This is a genomic window from Streptomyces sp. AK010, assembly GCF_014207295.1.
Classification (GTDB): Bacteria; Actinomycetota; Actinomycetes; order Streptomycetales; family Streptomycetaceae; genus Streptomyces; species Streptomyces massasporeus.
This window is the reverse complement of the sequence record NZ_JACHCX010000026.1, coordinates 79737-90276: the sequence shown is the minus strand read 5'-3', so window position 1 is coordinate 90276 and position 10540 is coordinate 79737. Positions and strand designations below refer to the sequence as shown.

Below are 10540 nucleotides of genomic sequence, written 5' to 3'. Positions count from 1 at the left end.
CTCGTAGCGGAGCTACTAGGGCTTTTCGGCAACGCGGCGAGGTGCGGTGCCAGACCACGCGACCCGGACGGGCATAGTGAAAGGACCCCTAAGGGCCTGTCGTTCGGTTCACGCCGCAGTCGCGGGGTCTGGCACGCACCGGACCCCGCTCACCGGCCCTGAACAGCACCGTCGGTTCCCTGCCGCCTGATCCGAACCGCAGGCCCTACGCGTCGACCTCGACCAGTCGCTTGCCGTCGAAGGTGACGACCTCGAAGTGGTCGATCTCGTTCGGCTCGAAGGCGGCGCCGCCCTGGACGTACAGGGGCTCCTTGGCCTTGTCGGACTTGGCGTCCGGGAGGCCGTAGCCCCACTCCGGGACGGACCAGGAGGACAGGGTCTCGCGCTCGCCGTTCTTGCCGACCGCGACGAGGGCGCACTTGAGCGGGCCCCTGACGTTCTTCAGCTCCAGGACCATGCCCGTGCCCCAGTCCTTCTTCTGGAGGGCGACGGTGGCGGAGACCTTGGTGTTCGGGTCGGTGGCGGTGATCTTGTCGGAGATGCCCTCGAAGGCCGCCTTGGCAGGACTCGCCGCGAGCGGGCGGTTCTCCGTGCCGCTGCCGCCGTCGCCGCCGTTGGTCGCGACCGCGACGAAGGGGCCGCCGATGATCAGCGCACCGGCCGCGGCCACCATGTAGAAGCTGCGGCGGCGCTTCTGGGCGCGGCGGTCGGCGACCTCGTCGACCAGCTTCTCCACCAGGCGCGGCCGGGGCTTCGCGGACAGCGACTCGCCGATCGCGGGGGTGCTGCCGGAGCCGGGCAGATCGGCGAGGGCGGCGAGCATCGGCTCCATGCCGGCCAGTTCGTCGAGCTGCTGGGCGCACCATTCGCAGGTCGCGAGGTGGGCTTCGAAAGCGGTTGCCTCGGCGTCGTCGAGGATGCCGAGGGCGTAGGCGCCGACGGTCTCGTGCTCATTCGGCACCGGGGACTCCTGCATGGGTCCAGACATACCCACGCCTCCCGTACCGAATCCCTGGTTACCCCCGTAAACACTCATCACGCCGTCACCCCCCGCTCCTCCAGTGCCAGCTTCATCGAACGCAGGGCGTAGAACACCCTGGAGCGGACGGTTCCGCTGGGTATGCCCAGGGTCTCGGCCGCCTCATTGACGGTACGCCCCTTGAAGTACGTCTCGACGAGCACCTCCCGGTGGGCAGGGGTCAGGTCGTCGAGTGCGTCCGAGAGAGTCATCAGCCACAGCGCCTTGTCGATCTCGTCCTCCGCGGGGATGACCTCCAGCGGCGACGGGTCGACCTCCTGCGGCCGGGCCTGCCGGCTGCGGTGGCCGTCGATGACGATGCGCCGGGCGACCGTCACCAGCCAGGGGCGTACCGATCCGGTCGCTCGATTGAGCTGACCGGCGTTCTTCCAGGCACGGATGAGCGTCTCCTGTACGACGTCCTCGGCGCGCTGCCGGTCTCCGGCGACCAGGCGCAGGACATACGCAAGCAGGGGTCCGGCGTGTTCGCGATAGAGCGCACGCATCAGCTCCTCGTCGGGTTCCGAGGGCTGGGACATGCGATGTCGGGCCCTCGGTGCTCGTTCATTGGCCACGACGGAATCCTTGCGCACGCCCACCTCCGATGTCCGGGGGTTCCCCCAGTCGGTCGCTCCACATGCCGTACGGACGCGAGCGGTTGGGCGTTCAAGGAGACCCGACATATTTCTTCGGGATGACGTGACGAGCGGGACATGGAGTCACATTCCCACCCCGCTTTCTTTACATATCCGCCACATCGGCAAGTTCAAGCCAGGCCTTCCCTACGGTGGCGTAGGTAAACGGCATGTAATCGACATCACTTCGACGCCGGAGTCACAGAAGTCGCATTTAGGACAGGGACATTAAGTGCACGGACCACCCAATTCCGTTTACGCGCGGGCGAGTGCCGCGCGACGGCGGTGCCGGGCGACGCGTTCGCGGTTCCCGCAGACCTCACTGGAGCACCAGCGCCTCCTGCGTCCCCGGGACGTGTCGAGGTACACGATGGGGCAGTTGTCCCCCTCGCACTGGCGCAGGGCCGCGCGTGCGACGGGGTCGGTCAGCAGGTCCACGGCGTCCCGGGCGACGGCCGCGAGCAGGGCGGCGCAGCCGGGCGGTCCGTCCAACCGCCGCAGCAGCTGACCGTCTTCGCCGCGGACCGCGCGCGGGGCCGGGGGCGCGGTACGGGCCAGGTCGTTGACGCGGGCGAGGGCGAGGTCGTACGTCGCCACTCCGGGTCTCGGCCGGCAGCGCACCAACCGGTCGATCTGAGCGCGCAGTTCGCGGAAGGCCAGCAGCCAGCCGGTGTCGGCGTGGGTCAGGGCGGTGTCCGCGGGGACGAGTCCGGAGCCGGTGATCCAGGCGCGCAGCACGTCCACGGAGTCGAGCCGTTCCTCCGGGTGCGTGGTGGAGAGCAGGTCCAGGCAGATCCGCCCGGCGTCGAACCGCAGCTCGTAGGGGGCCGTGGCCGTACCCAGTGCCATGTGCCTGTCACCGCCTAGGGTCCACCCCGGTCGCGAGGGCTTCGGTGAGACGCGTCGCGTGGGACACCGACGAGAGGGCCGGTGAGCCGCTCCCTCTTACAGTGCCTGCCCGCCCCGACGCCGAAAACCCCTCGCGCACACCTGACCGCACCGGGACACCGGCACGGGACGCCCGTTCCGGCCACATGTGGAGCGGGCCGGGGCCCGGACGGGGGTCCACACAGGGCGTCCCGCCCGGACCGGGGGCGCGGGCCGTCCCGCCGGCCTGGGCGGGGGCCGCGAGGGAGTCATGCCCGGGCCGGGGGCCGGGAGGGGAGTCCTGCCCGGGCCGGGAGGCTACGAGGGGCATCCCACGTCGGCCGCCGGAGCCAGGGTCCGACGGCCGGTTCCGCCCGACAGACGTCCCACGAGATCACGCAGCTTTCAACACCCGCACAACGGCCCCACCCGCGTCGGCACCGCCCAGCGGCCGGCTGGACTCTCGTCGGGCATCACCCCCGCGAGGCCACCCCCTGTGGCCGGACACCCACCGGACACCCCTCCCACCGGCACCGCATCCCAGTCGGACCTCCAGGCGGCGCGTCCTGCCCTCCCGACCGACGCCGGGAAGCGGGCCCCCGGACGACGGCGGAGCGGAAGATGTCGCGATTCGGCTCAACCCTCGGACGGGATCACGCGTCCGCGTACTTCGTCTCCGCGATCGGATCCAGGGCCAGGCGGTAGCCGCGTTTGACCACCGTCTGGATCAGCTTCGGCGTGCCGAGGGCCGTGCGGAGGCGGGCCATGGCCGTCTCCACCGCGTGTTCGTCGCGGCCGGAGCCGGGCAGGGCGCGCAGCAGGTCCGCGCGGGCGACGACCCAGCCGGGACGGTGGGAGAGGGCGCGCAGGAGGGACATGCCGGCGGGCGGGACGGGCTTGAGGGCGCCGTCGACCAGGACGGCGTGGCCCCGGATCTCCACGCGGTGCCCGGCGACGGGGAAGGAGCGCGCCCGCGCGGGGAGTTCCTGGCAGAGGATCTGGACGAGAGGCCCGAGCCGGAAGCGCTCGGGCTGGATCGTGTCGATGCCGCGGGACTGCAGGGGCAGGGCGGTGACCGGGCCGACGCAGGCCGGCAGGACGTCGTGGCTCAGCGCCGCCAGGACCTCGTCGAGCAGTCCGCGTTCCTCTGCCCGGGAGAGGAGGGAGGCCGCTGCTGGGGCGCTGGTGAAGGTGACCGCGTCCAGGGCCCGGGCGACCGTCGCGTCCAGCAGGCGGTCGACCGGGGTGATGTCCTCCGGCGGCATCCAGCGGTAGACGGGCACCCCGAGCACCTCGGCCCCGCCCGCCCGCAGCGCCTCCACGAACCCGGGCAGCGGCTCACCGTGCAGCTGGATCGCGATCCGCAGACCGTCGACGCCCTCCTCCAGCAGCCGGTCCAGCACCTCCGCCATGGACTCCGACGACGGCGACCACTCCTCCGTCAGCCCGGCGGCCCGCACCGCGCCCTTGACCTTCGGGCCGCGCGCCATGATCCGTACGCCGCCCAGCCGGGACAGCAGCTCCTCCCCGAGCCCCCAGCCGTCCGCGGCCTCGACCCAGCCCCGGAAGCCGATCGCGGTCGTGGCCACGACGATGTCCGGCATCTGCTCGATGATCTCCTTCGTCGCGGCCAGCAGCTCGCTGTCGTCGGCGAGCGGCACGATCCGCAGGGCAGGGGCGTGCAGGACGGCGGCACCGCGTCGCTGCAGCAGCGCCCCGAGCTCATCGGCCCGGCGCGCGGCCGTCACACCCACGGTGAAACCCGCCAGGGGCCCGTGGTCCGGTCGCTGTTCTTCCTCGTACATGGCTCTCGTCCCGCACTCGAGTCGTCGTACTTCATGGGTACGGCGTACCTACATGCCGATCGAGCCTGTCAACGGCTCGTGACAGGCCCGGATCGGCGTGATGTCGCTGGTGTTACGTCACACCTCGGCGTAGCTGAGCTGCGACTTCGCCTCCGAGGTCGCCGTGGTGACGGGTACCCGGGGAGCCGTGCGACGAAGGTATACGGCCCAGGTGACCACGAAGCAGACCGCGTAGAAGGCGAGGAAGGCGACGAACGCCCCGGTGCCCGAGCCGTAGGAGAGGAAGGACTGGCGGAAGGCGAGGTTGATGCCGACACCGCCGAGCGCGCCCACCGCGCCGATCAGACCCATGGAGGCGCCGGACAGCCTGCGCCCGTAGGCCGCAGCCGCCTCGCCCTCCAGCCCCTTGGCCAGGGCCTTGTTCTGGAAGATGCCCGGGATCATCTTGAAGGTCGAGCCGTTGCCGAGCCCGCTGAGCACGAACAGCACCACGAACGCCGCGGTGAACAGTGCCAGCGACTTTTCCATGGAGGCGCCGATCAGGACCGCCGTGGCCACACCCATGGCGACGTAGTTCCACAGGCTGATCTTCGCGCCGCCGTACTTGTCGGCCATCCAGCCGCCCAGGGGCCGGATCAGCGAGCCGAGGAGCGGACCGATGAAGGTGACGTACGCCGCCTCCAGCGGGGTGCGTCCGAACTGGTTCTGGAGGACCTGCCCGAAGGCGAAGCTGTAGCCGATGAACGACCCGAACGTGCCGATGTAGAGGAAGGACATGATCCAGGTGTGGCCGTCCCGCGCGGCGTCCTTGGCGGCACCGGTGTCGTTCTTGACGTTCTCCAGGTTGTCCATGAACAGCGCGGCCATGACGGCGGCCACGACGATCAGCGGGATGTAGATCCCGAGCAGCACTCGCGGCCCGCCGCCGGCGCCGATGATCCCGAGCGCGGCCAGCTGGATCACCGGTACGCCGATGTTGCCGCCGCCCGCGTTGAGGCCGAGGGCCCAGCCCTTCTTCCGCAGCGGGAAGAAGGCGTTGATGTTGGTCATGGAGGAGGCGAAGTTGCCGCCGCCGATACCGGCCAGGAGGCCCACGAGCAGAAACGTGGAGAAGGAGGTGCCCGGCTCCATCACGGCGAACGCGGCGCAGGTCGGGATCAGCAGCAGGGCCGCGGAGATGATCGTCCAGTTCCGTCCGCCGAAGATCGCCACGGCGAAGGTGTAGGGGACGCGGACGACGGCGCCGACCAGCGTGACCATCGAGGTCAGCATGAACTTGTCGGCCGGGGTGAGCCCGTACTCCGGGCCCATGAAGAGCACCAGCACGGACCACAGGGTCCAGATCGAGAATCCGATGTGCTCGGACAGGACGGAGAAGTAGAGGTTCCGGCGGGCGACCTTCTCTCCGGTCTCCTTCCAGAACATCTCGTTCTCCGGATCCCAGTGCTGGATCCAGCGTCCGCCCTTGCTCGGGGGTGCGGGTGCCGTGCCAGGGCCTGTCATGACGCCTCCACTGTGCTCCGGGACTCGGTCGTACTTCCGGTGACTGACCCCGAAGGTAGAGAGGGCGCGTTTCCTGCCTGTGGCAGCGGGTGACCGCGAGGGAACTTTGCTCTCACCCCGCGCCCGGGCGGGATGAGAGGTTCCGGGAGGTTTCCGCGTCAGTGCTGCGGGGGCTGCCCGTGGGGATTCTGCTGGGGGTGGGGCTGCGGCGGCTGGGGCTGGTGGTACGGCTGGCCGTACGGGCCCGGGGGCTGCGCGGCATCGGGGCCGGGCGCGGGCTCGGGTCGGGCAGGATCAGCATGGTGAGCGCGCCGTTGCGGCCGCTGCTCTGGCGGACGTCGGCGTACTCGTAGCCGAACTGCTGGGCGACGAAGGCCAGCCGGGCGAGCTTCTTCACGGACGCCATCGGGCTGGTGAGCTCGACCGGTTCCCCGCTCGCCATCAGCCGCAGCATCTTCCGCGTCTGCCGCTTACTCATCCCCACCGCTCCCCCGGGTCACTTCGTTCACAAGCGCAACCCGGGCAGTTTTCCACACCGGAAGAGCCCGGGGGAACGGGGTCCCGTCAGGCGGAACGGGGACCCGTCAGGCGCGCCTCCGGCCCCCACGCGCTTTCGCCCGGGACTCCCCCGTCGGCCACAACCGCGGCCTCTGCTTGGCCGCCAGGTCCTCCGCCCAGCCGAAGGCCAGGATGCAGCAGCCGATGAGGATCCAGACCAGGACCAGCACCGGCCAGACGCTCTCCAGCAGCCCGGGCACGTTCTGTTCCAGCAGGGGGAAGCCCCACAGCCGGTCCCAGAGGGTGGCGGCGATCAGGATGCAGGTGTTGTGCCACAGGTAGATGGTCACGGCCCGGGAGTTGAGCAGCGTGATCGTCCCCGCGAAGGCGCGCAGCCGGCGCGGCCACTCCGTCCAGGACGGGCTGAGGTGCAGCAGCAGGAACACCGTGCCGAAGGACCACAGGGCCTGGGCGAGCGGCATGCTGTCGAGGTCGTTGCCGGTGCCGAAGTCGTGGTGCAGGGCGTACCAGAGGCCGGCCAGGGCGATGACGGGTGCGACGGACGGCACGATGTAGCGCGGCAGCCGCCGCAGGATGCCCTCCTGGTGGGCCATGCCGAGGATCCAGCAGGCACCGAAGGTGGAGAAGTCCGTGAGCGCCGAGGGGATCCGCTCGCCGGGCAGCGTGATCCAGCCCTGCTCGAAGCCGACTGCGAGGGCGATCGGCATGAGGATCGTGAGGACCGGCAGGGCACGCAGGGCCTTCAGCAGCACCGGGGAGAGCAGGACGTACCAGAGGTAGGCGCGGATGTACCAGAGGGGGCCCGCGAGGTCCGCGGCCCAGTTCTCGCCGATGAAGCCGTGGATGCCGGGCAGCCCCTCCGCGTAGGGCGGGTCGCTGAGCGGGACGATCCAGAAGGTGAGGTGGAGCAGCCACCAGCCGGGGTGCCCGTCCTCGTCCGGGCCCCAGCCCTGGAGGACCATGCCGGTGACGCCGACGACGCCGAGCAGCCACAGCGGCGGCAGCAGGCGCCTCATCCGGCCGCGGATCACCTGTACGGCCGGGCGCTTCAGCGAGCGGGCCATGAGGTTCCCGGCGAGCGCGAACATCACGCCCATGGACGGGAACACCAGCGGCAGCCAGGCCCAGCCCGTCAGGTGGTACAGCACGACACGGAACAGGGCGAGGGCGCGCAGCAGGTCGAAGTACCGGTCGCGGCCGGGCCTCTTGGCGGCGGCCGGCTCCCGCGGGGCGGCCTCGGCGACGGGAGTCGCGTGCGTGGTCATCCGACCGGCCTCCCGTCCATCTGCGGCTGGGCCGCGGGGGACCCGCCCCCGGGCAGGCCCACCGCGCCGGTGCGCCGAAGCTTCTGCCAGCGCAACCGGCCGCCGGTGAGGGCGGTGATCCAGGACTGGAGCAGCACGACGTACATGAGCTGGCGGTAGAGGATCTGCTGGAGCGGGAGTGAGATCAGGTGGGTCATGCGTTCCTTGTCCAGGTGGAACGCGTAGGCCGCGCACACCCCTTGTACCGCGAGGACGCCCAGCCAGGCGCCGATGGTCTTCTCCGTGGGCCCGAACACCAGCCCGTACAGCAGGAACACGTCGATCAGCGGGGCCAGCAGCGGCGCCACGACCATGAACATCGACACCAGGGGCATGCCCACCCGGCCGAAGCGGCCCGAGGGGCCCCGCTCGACGATGGACCGGCGGTGCTTCCAGATGGCCTGCATGGTGCCGTACGACCAGCGGTAGCGCTGGGACCACAGCTGCTGGACGGACTCCGGGGCCTCGGTCCAGGCGACGGCCTTCTCGGCGTACACCACGTGCCAGCCGTCGCGGTGCATGGCCATGGTGATGTCGGTGTCCTCGGCGAGCGTGTCGTCGCTCATGCCGCCGACGCGTTCCAGTGCGCTGCGCCGGAACGCCCCGACCGCGCCGGGGATGGTGGGCATGCAGCGCAGCACGTCGTACATGCGGCGGTCGAGGTTGAAGCCCATCACGTACTCGATGTGCTGCCACGCGCCGATGAGGGAGTCGCGGTTGCCGACCTTGGCGTTGCCCGCGACGGCGCCGACGCGCGGGTCGCCGAAGGGCTGGACGAGTTCGCGGACGGTCGTCGGTTCGAAGACGGTGTCGCCGTCCATCATCACGATCAGGTCGTACTTGGCGTTGGCGATGCCCCGGTTGAGGGCGGCGGGCTTGCCCGCGTTGAGCTGGCGGACGACGCGTACGCCGGGCAGGCCGAGGTTCTCGACGATGCGGGCGGTGCCGTCGCTGGAGCCGTCGTCGATGACCAGCACCTCGATGGGGTGGTCGCTGGCGACGAGGGAACGGACCGTCTGCTCGATGCACTTGGCCTCGTTGTAGGCGGGCACGAGGACGGAGACCGGTTCCGTGATGGGGTCGCCCCAGCTGAAGCCGCGGCGTCGCACCCGGCGGGCGTGCGCCACGGAGAGGATCAGCATCAGTCCGAGACGCCCGAAGACCAGCACGCCGACGACGGCGAGTCCGGCGACGAGCACCCCGGTCACGTTCTCGGAGGCCTGCACCAGGAACACCCACGCCTCACCCTTCAGCGACTCCAGCCCGGCGACCCGGGTGTGCGCGCTGGGGGCGTCGAGTGCGCCGGTGAGGGTGTGGAAGCGGTAGCCCTTGGCCTGCAGCCCGGAGACGTACCGGTCGAGGGCGGCCACGGTCTGGGAGCGGTCGCCACCGGAGTCGTGCATCAGCACGATGGCGCCGTCGCCGTCCTTCGGCGTGGCGTTGCGGATGATCTGCTCCGCGCCGGGCCTGCGCCAGTCCTCGCTGTCGGTGTCGTTGACGATGGTGATGTAGCCCTTGCTGCCGATGTACTCGGTGACCGGCCAGGTGTTGTTGTCCATGTTCTGGGCGAACGACGAGTAGGGCGGGCGGAACAGCGAGGTGCGGATGCCGGCGGCGCCGGCGAGGGCGAGCTGGTTCTGCGACAGCTCCCAGTCGACCCGGCTCTTGCTCTGCAGGGACAGGTCGGGGTGGTTGAAGGTGTGCAGCCCGATCTCGTGGCCCTCGTCGACCATGCGCTGGACGAGGTCCGGGTAGCGGGAGGCCATGGTGCCGGTGATGAAGAAGACGGCGCGGGCGTCGTGCTTCTTCAGCACGTCGAGGACCTTGGGCGTCCACATCGGGTCGGGACCGTCGTCGAAGGTCAGCACCAGCTCGTGGTCGGGGAGGTCCAGGCTGGTCGCCTTCCCGTTGCGGGTGTCGATGACCGGGCCGCCCTTGAGGATGTCCTTCGGGACGCGGTCGTTCGCGGCGGGCGGTCCGACGCGGTGGTCGGCGAGGACCTCGCTGTGCACGTATCCGCGCAGCATGAGCATCGCGCCCAGCGCGACGAGCACGAGCAGGGGCAGCAACAGACGCATGGGCAGGCGCCGGCGCCTGGAGCCGCCAGGGGCTCGGGACGCGCGCCCGGAACGGCGGGTACGGGATGCCATGGGTGGTGGTACTCCGGGTGGTGCGGGATCGGGGTGGTACGGGGACGGGCGGACGGAGCGGGGACGGGGTGGGCGGACGGGCGGTGTGGGATCGGGGTGGTGCGGGGACGGGGTGGGCGGACGGTGCGGTGGGGACGGGCCCGGCCGGCGGGGACGTCGCGGTTGCGCGTCCGCCGCACCGGAGGGCGGGTCGGTCGGAGACGCCGGCCTCGATCGAGAGGCGGCCCCGCCGCCCCGAGGAGCCCCGGCTTCACCGAGCCGGCCGGGGCCGGTGGGATGTGCTTGGCCGTGGCCGGATGGGCGGGTGGTGCGGGATGCCTGGCCGGACGGGCGGTCCGGATGGGCGGGTGGTGCGGGATGCCTGGCCGGACGGGCGGTGGTGTGGTGCCCGGCCGAACAGGCGGTCGTGCGGTGCCGGATCGGCGGTCGTGCTGCGGCGCCCGACCGAACGGGCGGTGATGCGGTGCCCGGCCGGATGGGCGATGGTGCGATGCCCGGCCGGATGGGCGGTGATGCGGGTGCCTGGCCGGACGGGCGGGTGGTGCGGTGCCCGGCCGAACAGGCCGTCGTGCGGTGCCGGATCGGCGGTCGTGCTGCGGCGCCCGACCGAACGGGCGATGCTGCGGTGCCCGGCCGAACGGGCCATGGTGCGATGCCCGGCCGGATGGGCGGTGATGCGGGTGCCTGGCCGGACGGGCGGGTGGTGCGGTGCCCGGCCGAACAGGCCGTCGTGCGGTGC

The 10540-nt window shown here is 71.1% G+C and carries 7 protein-coding genes and 2 pseudogenes; all 9 read right to left on the bottom strand.

Features of this window, described 5'->3' with window-relative positions; all coding sequences use genetic code 11:
- Window positions 1-205: 205 nt before the first annotated feature.
- On the bottom strand, window positions 206-1036 hold the full coding sequence (locus HDC93_RS33960; protein WP_311774701.1) for a zf-HC2 domain-containing protein: 831 nt from the start codon (window positions 1034-1036) through the stop codon (window positions 206-208).
- Window positions 1036-1557 carry a sigma-70 family RNA polymerase sigma factor gene (locus tag HDC93_RS33955; protein ID WP_010039908.1) on the bottom strand — a complete coding sequence of 174 codons (522 nt, stop codon included), beginning with the start codon at window positions 1555-1557 and terminating at the stop codon, window positions 1036-1038. The genes HDC93_RS33960 and HDC93_RS33955 overlap by 1 nt, the downstream gene beginning before the upstream one ends.
- A 351-nt stretch (window positions 1558-1908) precedes the next feature.
- On the bottom strand, window positions 1909-2502 hold the full coding sequence (locus HDC93_RS33950; protein WP_185014660.1) for an ABATE domain-containing protein: 594 nt from the start codon (window positions 2500-2502) through the stop codon (window positions 1909-1911).
- Between the two features lie 671 nt (window positions 2503-3173).
- Entirely contained in the window at window positions 3174-4325 is a 1152-nt protein-coding gene (locus tag HDC93_RS33945) for a uroporphyrinogen-III synthase (RefSeq protein ID WP_185014659.1), read from the bottom strand.
- A gap of 117 nt (window positions 4326-4442) precedes the next feature.
- A complete protein-coding gene (locus tag HDC93_RS33940) occupies window positions 4443-5828 on the bottom strand; it encodes a NarK/NasA family nitrate transporter (protein ID WP_185014658.1) in 1386 nt (461 codons plus the stop codon).
- A 271-nt stretch (window positions 5829-6099) separates the two neighbouring features.
- A pseudogene (locus HDC93_RS33935) lies at window positions 6100-6306 on the bottom strand (hypothetical protein); the annotation flags it as partial.
- Window positions 6307-6412: 106 nt separating this feature from the next.
- Window positions 6413-7612 carry an acyltransferase gene (locus HDC93_RS33930; RefSeq protein WP_185014657.1) on the bottom strand — a complete coding sequence of 400 codons (1200 nt, stop codon included), beginning with the start codon at window positions 7610-7612 and terminating at the stop codon, window positions 6413-6415.
- Window positions 7609-9801 carry a bifunctional polysaccharide deacetylase/glycosyltransferase family 2 protein gene (locus tag HDC93_RS33925; RefSeq protein WP_185014656.1) on the bottom strand — a complete coding sequence of 731 codons (2193 nt, stop codon included), beginning with the start codon at window positions 9799-9801 and terminating at the stop codon, window positions 7609-7611. Before HDC93_RS33925 ends, HDC93_RS33930 begins: the two co-directional genes overlap by 4 nt.
- 250 nt (window positions 9802-10051) lie before the next feature.
- Window positions 10052-10540: pseudogene (locus tag HDC93_RS37910) on the bottom strand (hypothetical protein); the annotation flags it as partial.

Bases quoted from the DNA above. Each gene is read 5' to 3' on its own strand.
- HDC93_RS33945 (WP_185014659.1), bottom strand. From the start codon at position 4,325: ATGTACGAGGAAGAACAGCGACCGGACCACGGGCCCCTGGCGGGTTTC.
- HDC93_RS33940 (WP_185014658.1), bottom strand. From the start codon at position 5,828: ATGACAGGCCCTGGCACGGCACCCGCACCCCCGAGCAAGGGCGGACGC.
- HDC93_RS33930 (WP_185014657.1), bottom strand. From the start codon at position 7,612: ATGACCACGCACGCGACTCCCGTCGCCGAGGCCGCCCCGCGGGAGCCG.
- HDC93_RS33950 (WP_185014660.1), bottom strand. From the start codon at position 2,502: ATGGCACTGGGTACGGCCACGGCCCCCTACGAGCTGCGGTTCGACGCC.
- HDC93_RS33955 (WP_010039908.1), bottom strand. From the start codon at position 1,557: ATGTCCCAGCCCTCGGAACCCGACGAGGAGCTGATGCGTGCGCTCTAT.
- HDC93_RS33960 (WP_311774701.1), bottom strand. From the start codon at position 1,036: ATGAGTGTTTACGGGGGTAACCAGGGATTCGGTACGGGAGGCGTGGGT.
- HDC93_RS33925 (WP_185014656.1), bottom strand. From the start codon at position 9,801: ATGGCATCCCGTACCCGCCGTTCCGGGCGCGCGTCCCGAGCCCCTGGC.